The organism is Shewanella sp. 3_MG-2023 (assembly GCF_030548765.1).
Taxonomy (GTDB): domain Bacteria; phylum Pseudomonadota; class Gammaproteobacteria; order Enterobacterales; family Shewanellaceae; genus Shewanella.
In genome coordinates this window covers 1-14,618 of record NZ_JAUOSH010000007.1, presented here as the reverse complement: position 1 = coordinate 14,618, position 14,618 = coordinate 1, and the positions used below count along the sequence as shown (strand labels likewise).

The window sequence follows — 14,618 nt, the reverse complement described above, 5'->3', positions numbered from 1 at the left end:
ACACCGATAAGTTGCCAGTTTTCGACAAAATGGTTCAGGCTAAATCCAGTTTTAGTAGTCAGGAGAAGTGTCAGGCCGAATTTAATGATAAAGAAGGCCATAAAGTAAGCGATAACAAAGGTGAGTAAAGTCATTCCTAGCCTTTTCATCTTATTCCTTTAAGTTGTTTTATTGAGTCCATTCATACCTTCTAGAAAAAGGTTTATATCATCCAATTTACTATATTTATGGAGAAATATAAAACAAAGTCAACATTTAAATTGGACAGCCCCAGATTTTTTGGACTAATTTAACCTAAGTAGGGATCCCAAAAAAACTAGGGAGATTTACATAATCATAACTTGGCCATTTTTTACATATTTAGCATTATTGGAGCAATATGACAGACTGAGGGATGAGTGGTAGCGATTAACTCTAGATAATGATATAGCGACGGCTAATGAGATTGCAGTGACAGATACACTCTGAGTTTACGCAATATATATGGAATTTTTTAACGAAATACTATCCATAAGGTTGTTGCAATAGAGTAAACCAGTAACCCGCAAGCAAGAGAGGTAAAAGGCTTTCGTCTTAACAGTTTTTTCAAATGGTAAGGCGCACTTTGGGAGTATTCCTGAACAGGTAAACCTTGCCGAAAAAAATGGATAGTCTGCCTAAATGATTCTGCATCGAGATAACGCTGCTGTGGTGCGTTTTCTAAGGCTTTATTGATTATCGAATTAAGCTCAGGATTTTTTAGTTTATTCACCGCATCGGTTATCGCAACCTTACCCGTGATCATATAGTGAAGTATGACTCCAAGTGAAAATACGTCTGATTGTGAGGTACAAACCTGCCCTGCCACCTGCTCAGGCGCGCTCCAGTGGCGTGTAAACGCCTGAACTGTTTGATGATAGCCATCGTTGCTATCACTGACTTCTTGTTTATATTTTTTTGCGAGTCCTAGGTCAATCAGTACTAAGTGTCCTTGATCATTTATAATGATATTTTGCGGCTTTAAGTCACCATGATAAAGATGTTGGCCATGTAGATAACTCACAGCTCGCAGTAATTGTTCAAACACATTCAGTTTTTGTTTTAGATTGAGTTTATTATTAGCTAGCCATACATCCAGCCCTTGACCGTCAATGAAATCCATGACGATACAGGCGCTGCCTAACACCTCTGACACCCCGTATATACTGCAAACATTAGGGTGGTCTAGTGTCATTAAAATAGAGGCTTCGTTGTGAAATATCTCCCTTTGCTGCTGGGAGTTAAACTTATTCGTACGTAGAATTTTAATAGCCGCTTTATGTACTCTTACACGCCCATTATCATGGTTCATTAAGCGTTGTTCGCCTTGAAAAACCAGCCCCATCCCACCAGACTCTGAAACTAACTGGGTAATAGTAAACCCCATGACTTCCTCACCAATCAATGCATCATAAGAAACAGAGGACTGATTAGAGAGTTGCTGCGATATTAACTGACTACTGGATAACGATATATCATCTATCGTCAGCATTTTTTCAAGCGCTAACACTTGTTTTGGGAATTTTTTCTTTAAGGGCAATAAGCGTTGTTGTTGATCTGTTTTACTTAAATTCGCCAACTCACTATATAGAGAAACAATATCTATCATTCAGTTAACTTTGCTCTAAGCCAAACCGTGGCAAATTTTAAGTCGTTATCGACTGTTCTTGGCGACAACCCCAGCATATCAGCCACCTGTTGATGTGACACCATGGCAAAGTTTTTAAGTTCAAACACGTCAGCTTGCCTTGGGTGGAATTGTTGAAGCAGCTCTAAAGCAGAAGATAATGAAAGGTTTTCGGTCCAATTAGGCAGTAACACCTCAGAGTCCATTAATTGTGAATGCAAGTATTCTTGTTTCGCTTTGTGTTGATTCACTAGTGATTGATGGGGCTTACCAAACAACAAATGCCACACTGATACGCGCACATAATCAAAAAAGTCTTTCCGGTTTTCAAAGGGCTGTTCATCGTTACGCCAGCGGTGTAATTTCACCACAGACTCATTAGCTAACTCAGTAATGGAGGCATCATGTAAAAGGGTTTCATTAGGGCGGTGTTGAGAAAGGTATTTTTCAACAATTAACCGAATATCTTGATAAGCATAAGTAAGGAACTCTTTACTTTGATGCTTGTCTCTATTTTGCCAACCCACCAATAACTCAGTGGCATTGCTTAGCTCTCTTATTGACACAACAATCCCTTTGTTCAACATTCATCACAATTGAATTATCAACTACTTCAGCCTCAATTACTAGAAATTACAAAACATTAAGCTGACATTATTATAAATCATTGAGATTGATTATGGACAGTTCTTGCTTCAAGCTGAAGGTATCAATCCAATAACGGTTCCCATGACAAGTTACCCTGTCTACGGGGCTATGCCCATGTACTACATAGTCAACCTCATCAATCCCTGCGCAAGAGTGAGCATTCTGTAAAGGACGACTCCATAACACATGCCAAATATCATCATCTGACAAAGTACCATTTTGCAGTCTTTTCCAACTAGATGTGGAGGACGCATGGCTAATACCAATCGTTTTGCCATTAACATCAATAGTACGCGCTAATGGCATCGTAATATCAATTAAGGTTTTCCAGCGTATTAACAAATCAAAACGGTGCATATGCTGTGATAGCCACTCACCTTCTTTTTGTCTCAAAAAGTCCCAATAACCAGGGCTCTGAAAACCTAATAGAAACAGCTGTTCATGGTTTCCCATCACCGAAAAAAACCACTTCTTTGTGAGTAAATTAATGCAATCAATACTCTCGTTACCTCTACTGATAAGATCTCCAGTACAAAAAAGGCGATCAGTTTGAAAGTTAAATTCCAGCGTAAATAATTGATCATAAAGCCGTTGTATTTGGCCATGTATATCGCCGACGATATAGTCTTTACCCACTAAATTTGCAGTATTAAAAATATGCTGCTTGCGAGGTTTTAGTTGCATATCATCTAAGCCTTAAAAAAATAGCCAGTCATAGACTGGCTACTTCAAAAATGACGAGCTACTTTTGAATTAATTGAGCCCACAATGCATGGTTAGTTTTGTAACCAGGTTTAATCGTTGCAATTACCACCAACACAAGGCTCGCTAAAAACAGATAAAAACCAACACCTGCATATTTCAATCCTTCCGCTACCCCCCTCATAATGTCTTTTGTGCTTACACCTCCAAACATTTCTGCAGCTTGAAACATATCTGCTATTTGTTGATACACGGTGTAAGAAATCGACAGTAGCAGTAATAATAAAAGCCCACGTGAAATTGACTGTTTGACCCCAAACAAGTGACTACACAAGGCTAAAATGGCAACAATAAATAACCAAACTGGAGTCATCTCACTCAGCGGTATACTGCTTCCCATCACCTTCATTACCGGGAAATAAGTGCTTAAAAGCATAAAAGCCAAACTAAATACCGCAAAAAAGTTCATCAATTTAATACTGGCAGGGTCTACTGCTAGCGCCCGTTCTTTAGTATTGGAAAGCGATGATTTAGCTTGCTCAAATGTTTGCGATTGTTGTAAATTATGAGTTAACTGCTCAGCAGTATTTTTTACTTCGTTGACTAAATCTAAGTTTTTTTCTTTTAATGACATATATATTCCTTTTTGATCTCTTTTGCCAAACTACCAGCGTGATGACGTATTAAATCTTATAATTGCAGCGTGTTAGCCGCTAAAAGCTCTCTATCCAAGTTAATGCCATCTTTTTCAGCCAATTCGATGACGTAATCAAGCTCACACTGATTCACTATTTGATTTTGTGCGTCTGTCATTTCCATAGTCATACTTTTCACTCCCGCTTCTTTAAAGCAGGTATTTAGCATTTTCATTTTTGCCTCAACATTAAGCGAGTTGTTCCAATTCTGAATCCAAACCAGTTGATCTTCTTCTGAAGAACTGCCACAACCCACTAACACCATCGCACTTAACCCAAAAATCACGCTCGCTTTTATATTGTTTTTAAAATTCGATTTCATCACTTCTTCCTTTTCTTATGTATACATATTCAATCAATATGCGAATAGGGTCAGCTTAAAGGAATGTTCAAAATTGATGAGTGACGTAAAATAAAATTATTTACGCAAAAAGGTGAATTAAAAAGAGAACATAGATGGATCTACAAAGGAAATCGTTAATAGCCTGACACTGGGGGACATCACTTTCCTTATGTACTTAACTATCGTGGTCAAGTAAAACTGGCCACTATAGTTGACGAGCATTGGCTATGTATTTACTGTCACAGATTGTCCTTTGTAATATAAATAAACCTGTGCGGAATAAGCAATACTATTATCTTGGGTAAGTAATTAATTAAAGTAATATTAAATGTGATTTTTTGTTGACCAGTGAGGATGTTTGGATTAATTGAACTTAGAGTTTAGAGCTACTTAAACACATTCAAATCAATGCTAGGTACACGCTGCGCGCGTGATTTAAAGTTATACAAACAAACTTATGCTTTGCCTGTCAGAAAATGAAAAGCGACCTTCATGGTCGTTTTTTTATTTCTAGCTAGTAAGACCCTACATTCTGTTGTTTTGGGTGAACAAGATAAGCAGAAATTCTATACCAAGATATCAAATGATTATTCTGGTTGAACTCCATGACTGTGGCCACTACAGTATGGCAAACGTAGTTAGCTACAGTCTACCCAGCTTTATGAGCTAGCACGAAATGGGGCAGAAATGAGCTACACACGACCCTATCACTTTCGAATAAACACACCCGGTCATCAAATGTTATATTCAAGTTGCTCAATGTATTTGAGTAATGTTCTAGCCTGAGCATCCTTGCCAAAGCGGCCGTAGGTGATGTTTGGGTTTGCGTGACCGACTAGTTCTTCACATGCTTTTGCTTGTTGCTTTTGGCTTTTGGGGTTAAGGGGTACCCCCTTGCCCTAGCTTGTATCCGACCTTTTTGGAACAAAAAGTGGGATACAAGCGTACCGGGTTACTATGTTGTCCCACTTTTTAAGTGGGCTAATCTTTTTCGCAGTCTAGACTGCGATGGCCTGCGTTTTTCGCACTCGCTGAGTGCTGTTTTACAAGCAATTGAGCCATGCCTCTAGCGCCTAGAGTTTCGAATTCTGCGCTATGGTATTAACAATCGCAAATACAGCCCTATAAACACTTCAAAACGACCACATACCGCTCTTGAGCTTATCTAGTTGCCAATAAATTAAAAATATTGCTTTCACTGAGAGCAAGAGCAAAAGAATTTCGAAAAAAGTTACTCTCACTGAGAGCGAGTGCAAATAAATTTAAAAAACTTTTGCTCTCGCTGAGAGCAAGAGCAAACGAGTTTCAAAACTGGTTGCTCTCTGCTGTAGCGAAATATTGACAGTTGTTCGTACCTCACTCGTTATATTTACCGCTTTTTGTTGAAATGACATGTAGAAATAGTTTTTTTAACCAAATTCAGCCTTGCAGGTGAAATGCCCCAAGAAATCGGTCTTTCTCATTGCGATATTTTTGTCTTTTTTGGCTCAAAGGGATCGATAAAAGGCTTGTGAGAAAGTCGAGATTTGACACTGCAGCGTCATCTCTCAGAGCGTTTTATAGGAATGATATCGCGTTAAAACGACAGGAAATGAGTCCCAAATTCAGCGATATTTCTTCTTAACCTCATTGTCTGGTATTGATTGCCTATGTTTCGCGACCATTGCAGTCTTCATGGCATCCGTACTGCCACATTTGACACTATCACTGCCAGTTGTGACAGTAGCATTGCCATCACTGGCAGTAACACACCCTCACCTAACTATGGTGACACCATATAATTCGAGAATTGATTGCAACAGGTTGTGACCGCTTGAAAGGTTTAATGAGCTGTGTATATGCCAAAAGTAGTCACAAGCACTTGAGGGCCCGTAATGCCGCCATTCACCAAAGGGAGGTAAATCTTCATGCTCGAGCGCGTCAAGCTATCAGCGCCCTCGTAATGGCTGCAAGGTTAATGCTCAACATCGAGACATGTGGTTTTACCAAGTTTGGGGAAATAATGAGTGGGTTGAATGCAAAAGGCTTATAGGCATCCATGTGCGCTATAAGCCTCTTTTGAGAAATGGTTGATCTATTATGTTTTTACTTAAGCCTGTAGCCTGCCTTAAAGGCTGCTACAGGCTTGATTAAGGCCATATAGGTAATCATTAACGTCTCACTGCGTTTTAGTCGCATAGGTCCATTTAGCTTATGAGCTATGCTTTGCCTACAAGCCGCTATCAGACTTGTTTTCAGCCAGTTTTTGGTTTTTTCGTTTTAATGCCGATTCGAGAGCGTTGTCTTGAGTCTGTTTGGCAATATCTATCGAGATGTCTCGAATTAAAGGTGAAAGCTTGTCGTTAAATGCTTCCAAAACCATGTTAAAATAATATTTACCTTTGCTGCTGTCCGCAGTCTGGAAGCGCATATAGATTTTCGATATCATTTGCTCTAACGGCTGAAGAGCCTGCGCGGTTATCTCTTTTAGACGCGCTAATAACGCCTGTTTTTTGCTAATATCATCATCGAGCTCAATGACCTGCTTATGTTTGACCGCGGCTACTTGATTTAGCTTATTCACTTCAGCATATTTGTTTTTGACTTCAACATCTAATTGCTCACTCACAGACGCCTGCTCGTGAATAAACTTCTGCCCTTTCTCAATGTCAGTACAGATATCGTCGCGTTTAACGAGCAATTGTTTGAACTCCTTGTGTAATCCAGATGTTTTTTGTTGCCAATCAAGATTTTGTTTTTGTATCTCACTGTTTTCAGTCTGCAATTTCGCGAGGGTTTGCTCGCCATTTGAGATGTTATAAGTTATCGACTGGTACTGCTTATTCAGCACGCTTATCTGTTGCTGTAGCCATTCTATTTTGCGCGTGTAGAAATTAAATGGACGCTGATGTTTTGGTAATTTAGCCTCTTTATTCATCGCTTTTCGCTTTGCAGACTGACGCTCAGATTCTGGTGAGAATTCAGCATTGAGGTCTTTTTCGTTAAACAGGTTTTCATTGATAAATTCATAAAACATCTGCTGCAGATAACTATAAACCTCACTGCTCTCGATATAATACAGTCGTCCAGACTCTGCGAGGCAATCTGCGCCATCACCGCGTTTTATCAAAAACTCATTGACACGTTTAATTTGAGACAGACGTAAATCATGCTCGCCTGTTAAACTGTTTTGACCAGAAATAAACACGTGAACATGACCGCCAGTGTTTTCCGTGGGTAGACGCTCATCATGGTGCAATGTCATGAGTTTAATGGGGTATTCAGGGAAGTAGGTTTGCAGGTATAACTTCATCGATTCCATCATGCTTCTATGACTAATCACATCCGCGCCAACGCCATGTTTGATAGGAATTTTAAAGAGTATCTCTTGGAAATTAGTCGAGTTTAGGGTCTTCGGTTTATCAATGAGCGCATTATGTGAATTGATATATTTGATAAGTTGTTTGAGTTTTTGATTTTTTCTCGGCAGTTCAAACTGATTAAATTCAGCGCTAATCTCATTGACGTTGATAAAGACGGTGGACTCGATGCAGCTCGTCACTAATTTAGCAACTTGCTGAGGAAGTTTGTCATCTGCAATCCACGACTTCAATTTGGATTTTGCTTTCGATTTGGCTTTGCCTTTTTGCGCATAAGAAGCCGCACTCTGAGTGGTTTCACCCATGACATCAAATAAAATAGCTTCACGCTGTTCTGGCGAAATAGAATTAAGAGGAATAATACCATCTGGTGTATCTATCAGATTTGAATCCGATAGTGACTCATCCCATTCGACTTGAATTTCCTCTTTCGTGCGTAGGTATTTTTGCATTTTTCCTAAATGGGTTAACCCGGCGACACTGGGGCAAGTAAGACGCAGTGAATGTATCAGCGATGCCATGCCTGTGCGCCGACCTTTTTTGTTATAAGCAAAATTTATACATGAATAAAAGGCTCTAATAATACGCATTACGCCCCCTCCACATCAGTCTGTCCGAATAGCTGACCAATGCACTGCATTAGCAATTCAGGATGCTGGTGTAGCAGGCTTTTTAACTGCTCAGAAGTTAGCGAAATATCATTGTCTGGTGCGGAAGGTGGCGATTGAATCTGTTTGTTTTGAGGGTTAAACCGACCAAATACGCTAGAAAACTGCTTTGATACCTGAGCGACATTGTTCGGTGCATCTTGTGACATCCAGCGACCATAGTGAATATCTATCATCGCCGTCGAGGTATGCCCCATTTGCCTTGCAATCCACTCTTTTGATATGCCTGCGGTTAATGCTTGGCTCGCAAACGTGTGGCGTAACTGCCCCGCTCCACGATGGCTGATACCTGCAGCTTTCAGTAATGGTGCAAAATAGGTTTTGTTGAATTGTTTGGCGTGAATAAACGGCTTGTGGGTTTTGCTATTGTAAAAAACAGGTGAAAGCCGTTCAATTTTTTTGGTTTTATTATCTGCTTGCAAGACCGTTAAGTTAACGGTTTTTTTATGACCGGTTATCAAGTGTTGCTGTTGTAATATCTCAACCGCTGAATCGCATAATTCAACTATTCGGACTGAACCAGCGGTCTTTGGGGTCTTATAAATGTTATCAACCAGCGCGATTTTTACATGCAGCTGCGCTTTGTCTACATCCACGACCTCCCAGGTTAACGCCAGCAACTCACAAATGCGCAGCCCAGTTAACACCCCAAGCTGAAACAGGTTTTTACCGCTTTCACACTCAACGACCACCTGGTTCATCAAGCTTAACTCATTGAGCGTAAAAGGCTCAGGCTCGCTGTGAATGACCTTTAAATTGGCAATCCCTGCCATAGGGTTATGAGCAATCGCACCATCACGTTCTGCATAATTAAATACAGCACGCAAAATGATTAAGAACTCATTGATGGTTTTGTTCGCGTAATGTGTATCGAGCGTCTGGATGAGCTGCAGAACGTCACTGTGACTGACGGAGCAAATTGAACGATGACCAATCAACCTAGATAGTTTAGTGGCTTTACTGCGTTCAGAGCGCAATGTAGAAGGCGCTGCTTTGATTTTTCTAAATGCGAGGTATTTTTCTATAAATTGATTAACTGTTTGAGTCATTATCCCCAGGTCTGCAGCTTTGATTTAGCCTGCTTTATTCTTGGGAACAATAATACACTTCACAGTTATATAATCAACACCTATTTAATTGTAAGTGCATGATTTTAAATAAGTATATTGCTAACTTTTGATTTTGACAAGTTTATAGAAATCTTATCTGTATCGTTAAAGTGAGTTAAGCCTAATGCAAAATATATCGCTACCTCATTAAGTCACCTTATGCTTTAAGCTTATTCAGTATCGATAGCTAATGCTTTCTCATCAGGCATTAAATCATGCACCGAGCACGATAAAACGCTGGCAATAATAAATACTTTTTCAAGGCTAATGCTCTTCTCTCCGCGCTCTACGATACCGATATAATTAAGGCTAAAGCCACACTGTTGAGACAGGTCTTTTTGAAGTAGTCCCTTTTCTTTTCTTTTTTCTGCTAGTTTTTTTCCAAACTCAGTCGCAATCTTTTTTTTCATTCTTATCTTGAAGACCAGAACAAAACACACTATAGTGTGTTTTGTGATAATTATTCACTTAGCTAATATCAGTTTGCCGCTGCCTTATTAGCTAAACTCCCGCCCACTGGTGCTTGCATCAGTGGGTTAACTTAATCACAACTCGAATCTATCACCGATGAAACAAGCTGAATTTATTAGAATACTTAACAGATATTGTTCCGATATCTTTCAAACAGAACAGTTATTAAAAGCACTTAAGTGGGACTCTAACTCATCTGAGAGTGTCGCCGTTCTGCGAAAATGCATGCATAACCACTTATACCGATTAGAACAAAAACAGCTTATAAAGCGGCTTTCTCCAAAAGGCAGCCCTAATGGCCAATTTGAAAAGCTTTTCAGTCAAGAAAGCACAACTAAAGTGCTCACCAAAAGACCTGAAGGTACTTCAAATAAGCACATAAACAACACGAGTACGCTCACAAGTCACTATAATGCACTACAGAAACATATCAAGCAGTTAAAGCATCAATTCGATGCATTTAAATCGCTTAGTGATAAGTTTGAGTCATGTCGCGCAATCATTAATCCCAAGCTCAAGAAGTTAGATGCCGAACTGTATAAAAAAAGCATTGAACTCAATGCGGTGAATGAGTTGATTAATGAAGTCAAAAAAAGGCAACTGATTTAGAAGTCATTATGTCGTTGAATTCTATTTTAGTGACCAATGAACACAGGCCACAGCATTGACTTGTCTAGCGACTTTTGGACAGAGAGTTCAAAAATAATTTTGTGAGAATTGTCATAAACATTAATCAGGCACTATAGTTTTAGAACAATTAACAAGGAGTGTTAAGAGGCAGCATGGAGCATATAGACTTGGGTTTGATTTTGGCAAGTATTGGATTATTGTGTGTTTTGTTTTCCATATTGTATTATTTATCATCAAACGATTAGCCTAACAAACTTGTCAGAACTGAGTATTTAATAGAAAACCTAACACTAGGGTGTCATCAAGCGAGCAACTTGTTCGCGTTTATGAGATTTTTTGAGTTAATAATATCAACAGTTAACACAAGCAAGGAAAAACGGCTTAACTGCCCTGGACATAAACGTGTCAGTAGTCCCCCTCTGACACGTACCTGGACAAAAGCTTGTTAGAGTTAAAGCTCTTAAGATGATGAGTCTCATTAGGGAAAGTATGACAATCGGATATGAGATAATGCCAATCTAAAGCTTTAGTCACCTAATAGAAGTTTTTGTTACATGGAGCTTTGCTCATGGCCCTGATTTATCTTATGTTGCATATAAATAACATGTAATAGTGAAGTTTTAAGTGGATCCAACCACAGAGCCTCACCTTTTTTGGCGCCAGTGATTAGATTCATTCGATTACGAACCATTAATATCCATGAAATATCAAAAACGGTAGAAAGAACATGTAACCCTAGCGAACTGATTAAAATTTTCTTCTCAGGTAAATAGAATAAACCAACAGCAAGAGTAATAAGTGAGACCGAGAACAAAACAATAGTTATAGTCATAAATACTTTTGAAATTTTCATTTCTGTATTTTCATTAATTTGCACTGAAAATGTATACAATTTATACATCAAATATCCCCCTAACGTCAGCATACATAGTATTATTGTTTTAAATACTGATTCTTCCTTGAAAATCATAAAATTATCCTTTTGATTGTTGTGTGAGTCAGATTGATATTTATCGGCCATGATATTCGCTCAATATCGGATTTTTGATTTAGAATTTTTCGCGCACAAATTTGAAATGAAGAATTAAAAGGCTTAGTGGCTTAATTTACTATAACTATAATTAACCTCACTCTTCATCTGGCGGATCACCACTATCCTCTTTTCTCTTATGTTGCTCCTGTTTCGCTTTTTCCACATTTTTAAATGCTGGGGGCGGGATCGGAAAAACTGAAATTAAGGGAAAATTGCCAAAAATATAAATGCTCCTTTGGACATTTTCTTACCCCAAATAACCATTTTATACAAAGAGTTAACTAAAATAAGAAATAGAATGACTCCAACACAGTATTGAAGAAGCACATCCTTTATACCAATTGAGTTAAGTAAATCCATTTTCACTCCATCTAGCCATATAAATTAGATGGGGATAATGTAGCCACTATTCAAGTAGTTTTAAGATGCTTATTTAGCGTGAGTTTCAATAAATACTCTAGCGCCGCAGGTTTTCCTAATCACTTATAGTGGTACCTATTCGAAATTATGTTAGTAAAACAACTCTATCTAATATCTATAAATCAACAAGATAGTGACACCTTCCAGTTTTAAGCTCCATGCCACATTAAACGATCAAATCATATTTTTAGATTGGCGGTTGAAAGATGACAAAGTACCAATTAACGATGCTTTTGCTGAAAAGCAAAGATAGGACAGGCATAGCTTATAGACTAAGCAAACCCATTTATCATTAGCTTTTCTAAAGCCAAAGCTTTATTCGGCCAACTTGCCTTTTGAGTTGCGAAACACATTTTGGGACATAAACCTGTTAAGAAGAATGATCTAATACGTACTCTTTCGGATTAGAGCAAGTATGTTGAAGCCTTATACGTTTGTGAGAGTGCGCTTTCTATTCATTCGCATATGCTCCTTAAATTGCCGATGATCTCTCACAATGTCCGGTCGTCTGTCATAGCTAATAACTTGTTGCCTGCTTATTTTATTTTTGACTTTGCAGAACGATAGCCATCTTTCAAAAACATGCGGCCTCCGCCAAAGAGCAAGTTTACTTTTAGCTTCATTACCATTAAAGACCGGAGGAGATGATTTGAAGTCATTATTATATAGGCTATTGCTTGGAAAGCGTTGGCATTGCTTTTCAACGTAGTTGGAGTCAGACCTTGAGCTAAAAACTATGAATGACTCTCTACTTCTAAACTGAAGCTCATTTAGCAAATGAATGTCACATAGATCATTCACTAGTGAAAAATGCTTATTCTTATCACCTATCTTGTAGATTTTCTTGTCATATAAACAAAGTGTAATTCTACTAGATACTGGAAGGAATACTTGCAAACCACATTTCGCTAAACTCGAAACATCCATTACATCTAGGTTCCTGAGATACCAATTGTAATGGACTACAGGATGATCCGATATAACGAATTCTTTATCAGTGTCATTGATTAAAAAGTGCCATTTTAAATCGTCTAAAAGAGGCCAATCAAGGGCTGCCTCTAAAGTTTGTAATCGCAAAATGTCTTTTGGATCATTTAAAGAGAATTTTACGCTATTTATTACATCCTCATCGAAGTTGTTAAGCTCACCAAGTTGCTTTATTAGCTCGCTAAAAACAGTATCTATATTGTCCAGTGAAGATGAAAACGCTCTTGGTGTACGACTCAATTGCACAATAATAAATCTGAGCAAGTCTATGTGAGCTTTCTCATCCAGTGAACCACCACTCACTTCACCCGCAATCATTTTGAAAATGTGCGAAGCTGGCCCCTCAACATACTCAGCTAAGAAATTTTCAACGATGTTATCTTTATCATAAAAGTAGTTTTCCGATAAAACTCGATTAACACTCGTTGGGTTTCTTAGTTTTTTCCGAGCAGAGTCATAGATGTTCACCACTCCACTTTCTGAAGTGAAATTTCTGAGTAAACATTGAGGCACAAAGTGCTGATTCTTAGTGATTTTTGACATCCATACTTACCTTTGCACTTCTTCTATTTGTGCTTACTTACAACCGAGCTGATATCGACATCATTGCCAAAGTTATGCTCATTACGAATTACATCACTAGTCTATTTGTACAATTAATGTCATATTCTTCCATTAGATAAATTTGGTCAAGAAATTAGAAGCAATAGCCGTCGCACAATTGATACTAAAACGTTTTGGGGCATAAATAAGCTAGGTATGCTCTAAAATAGTGGCAAAATTCACCATACCACTACAGCTAAATGACAGACGAAGTAGATGAATTTGTTGATTGATTTTTATTTGACTGCAAAAGCAGTCAAATAAGTTAGGTTCGCCTATTGACTGGCGGAAGGCTCATATGTGTTAGGTCGTTCATTGTTATAAAACCACAGCTATTCATGCCGTACAGTAGTGTGTAGCTTTCCACATAGGCATTTGTTGTGGGTTGCTGATTGGATAAACCTGAGCTCGATATCATGTTTCCCGCCCATTTTCCAATAATCTATCTCTATCGCCAGTACTTCATGATCAATCATCAATGATGTACATAAGTCTGATGCTGCATCCATTTTCTAAATAATTATGAATAAAACCCATTGACCAGCATGACTAATCCGCAGGACTTGCTACCGAGGACTTTCGTAAGGTCCAGGTACCATCTTTATTATCAATCCACTCAATGACATCACCATCTTGCCATTTTAGGTCTGCAAGATATTCATCAGGTAATCTGAAAAAAGCCTCTCCATCTTCGGTTCTTTCGATTTCGACTTTCATTGCATTCCCTCTCTGGTAATTCCTTAGTCCTTTAGATACCTTGGCTCATTAATAAAATTTGGTCAACTGACACATTGTAAGTGGGTCGCGGATAGATCATGTAAAACGAAAAGGGGCATAAATGAGCTACACACTCCTCTACCACTTTCGAATAAACACACCGATCATCAAATATTATATTCAAGTCGCTCAATGTATTTGAGTAATGCCCTAGCCTGAATATCCTTCCCATAGCGGCCGTAGGTGATGTTTGGGTTTGCGTGGCCGACTATCTGCGCCACAATATGCTCGCTGATATCCAAACGCTTAAACTCATCGATAAAAGTGTGTCGTAGACTATAAGCCGTTGGTCGTTGACTCGCTTTCATGCCAATGCAGGTTTGTAATATCGATAGGTGCTTACAATAGGTTTTTGACCAATCTTCCACTAATCCCACTGGTTTGTAATTAAACAGCTGGGGATGTTTTTTACGCTTATCTACGAATTCAATAAAGCCCTGCTCTATCAGGGTTTGGTGGATTGGAATACTGCGTCTTGCATTGGCATTCTTAATACGTTGCCCTTTGCCGCTGTCATCAACGTTAATG

General features: G+C 38.6%; 13 protein-coding genes. 1 reads left to right on the top strand and 12 read right to left on the bottom strand.

All coding sequences use genetic code 11. The features are described 5' to 3' along the window. Positions 1-493: 493 nt before the first annotated feature. The 8 genes from Q4591_RS05590 to Q4591_RS05555 all read right to left on the bottom strand — a co-directional run bounded on the left by Q4591_RS05590 (position 494) and on the right by Q4591_RS05555 (position 9,579). Entirely contained in the window at positions 494-1,627 is a 1,134-nt protein-coding gene (locus Q4591_RS05590) for a serine/threonine-protein kinase (protein ID WP_303411095.1), read from the bottom strand. After that, positions 1,624-2,211: an ECF-type sigma factor gene (locus tag Q4591_RS05585; RefSeq protein WP_303459847.1), complete on the bottom strand. Its 588-nt coding sequence runs from the start codon at positions 2,209-2,211 to the stop codon at positions 1,624-1,626. The genes Q4591_RS05590 and Q4591_RS05585 overlap by 4 nt, the downstream gene beginning before the upstream one ends. 91 nt (positions 2,212-2,302) lie before the next feature. Next, positions 2,303-2,977 (bottom strand): metallophosphoesterase, encoded by a 675-nt coding sequence (locus Q4591_RS05580; RefSeq protein ID WP_102530782.1) that lies wholly within the window; start codon positions 2,975-2,977, stop codon positions 2,303-2,305. 58 nt (positions 2,978-3,035) lie between these two features. After that, positions 3,036-3,629 (bottom strand): hypothetical protein, encoded by a 594-nt coding sequence (locus Q4591_RS05575; RefSeq protein WP_303459844.1) that lies wholly within the window; start codon positions 3,627-3,629, stop codon positions 3,036-3,038. Positions 3,630-3,685: 56 nt separating this feature from the next. Next, complete coding sequence (locus Q4591_RS05570) at positions 3,686-4,012, bottom strand: hypothetical protein (RefSeq protein ID WP_102530780.1); 327 nt, start codon at positions 4,010-4,012, stop codon at positions 3,686-3,688. A 2,230-nt stretch (positions 4,013-6,242) separates the two neighbouring features. Further along, positions 6,243-7,913, bottom strand: a complete 1,671-nt coding sequence (locus tag Q4591_RS05565) for a hypothetical protein (protein WP_303459842.1) — start codon at positions 7,911-7,913, stop codon at positions 6,243-6,245. A 68-nt stretch (positions 7,914-7,981) separates the two neighbouring features. Further along, positions 7,982-9,109, bottom strand: coding sequence for a tyrosine-type recombinase/integrase (locus Q4591_RS05560; RefSeq protein ID WP_303459841.1), 1,128 nt, complete (start codon positions 9,107-9,109; stop codon positions 7,982-7,984). A 230-nt stretch (positions 9,110-9,339) separates the two neighbouring features. Further along, positions 9,340-9,579, bottom strand: coding sequence for a helix-turn-helix domain-containing protein (locus Q4591_RS05555; protein ID WP_102440054.1), 240 nt, complete (start codon positions 9,577-9,579; stop codon positions 9,340-9,342). A 157-nt stretch (positions 9,580-9,736) separates the two neighbouring features. Here Q4591_RS05555 and Q4591_RS05550 point away from each other — a divergent pair, with 157 nt between their 5' ends. Beyond that, positions 9,737-10,249: a hypothetical protein gene (locus tag Q4591_RS05550; protein WP_102519582.1), complete on the top strand. Its 513-nt coding sequence runs from the start codon at positions 9,737-9,739 to the stop codon at positions 10,247-10,249. A 571-nt stretch (positions 10,250-10,820) separates the two neighbouring features. On the opposite strand, the gene Q4591_RS05545 is transcribed toward Q4591_RS05550, so the two are convergent. From Q4591_RS05545 to Q4591_RS05530, 4 genes are all read right to left on the bottom strand, one after another. Then, positions 10,821-11,291, bottom strand: a complete 471-nt coding sequence (locus Q4591_RS05545) for a hypothetical protein (protein WP_102532013.1) — start codon at positions 11,289-11,291, stop codon at positions 10,821-10,823. 858 nt (positions 11,292-12,149) lie between these two features. After that, entirely contained in the window at positions 12,150-13,253 is a 1,104-nt protein-coding gene (locus tag Q4591_RS05540; RefSeq protein ID WP_303459840.1) for a DUF4238 domain-containing protein, read from the bottom strand. Positions 13,254-13,862: 609 nt separating this feature from the next. Continuing rightward, positions 13,863-14,030: a hypothetical protein gene (locus Q4591_RS05535; protein ID WP_164717954.1), complete on the bottom strand. Its 168-nt coding sequence runs from the start codon at positions 14,028-14,030 to the stop codon at positions 13,863-13,865. Positions 14,031-14,197: 167 nt separating this feature from the next. Further along, on the bottom strand, positions 14,198-14,618 hold a 421-nt coding region (locus tag Q4591_RS05530), incomplete at its 5' end, for a hypothetical protein (protein WP_303459838.1).

Coding starts and splice junctions, on each gene's coding strand:
- Q4591_RS05555 (WP_102440054.1), bottom strand. CDS start 9,579: ATGAAAAAAAAGATTGCGACTGAGTTTGGAAAAAAACTAGCAGAAAAA.
- Q4591_RS05540 (WP_303459840.1), bottom strand. CDS start 13,253: ATGTCAAAAATCACTAAGAATCAGCACTTTGTGCCTCAATGTTTACTC.
- Q4591_RS05565 (WP_303459842.1), bottom strand. CDS start 7,913: ATGGCATCGCTGATACATTCACTGCGTCTTACTTGCCCCAGTGTCGCC.
- Q4591_RS05535 (WP_164717954.1), bottom strand. CDS start 14,030: ATGAAAGTCGAAATCGAAAGAACCGAAGATGGAGAGGCTTTTTTCAGA.
- Q4591_RS05580 (WP_102530782.1), bottom strand. CDS start 2,977: ATGCAACTAAAACCTCGCAAGCAGCATATTTTTAATACTGCAAATTTA.
- Q4591_RS05570 (WP_102530780.1), bottom strand. CDS start 4,012: ATGAAATCGAATTTTAAAAACAATATAAAAGCGAGCGTGATTTTTGGG.
- Q4591_RS05545 (WP_102532013.1), bottom strand. CDS start 11,291: ATGGCCGATAAATATCAATCTGACTCACACAACAATCAAAAGGATAAT.
- Q4591_RS05560 (WP_303459841.1), bottom strand. CDS start 9,109: ATGACTCAAACAGTTAATCAATTTATAGAAAAATACCTCGCATTTAGA.
- Q4591_RS05575 (WP_303459844.1), bottom strand. CDS start 3,629: ATGTCATTAAAAGAAAAAAACTTAGATTTAGTCAACGAAGTAAAAAAT.
- Q4591_RS05550 (WP_102519582.1), top strand. CDS start 9,737: ATGAAACAAGCTGAATTTATTAGAATACTTAACAGATATTGTTCCGAT.
- Q4591_RS05590 (WP_303411095.1), bottom strand. CDS start 1,627: ATGATAGATATTGTTTCTCTATATAGTGAGTTGGCGAATTTAAGTAAA.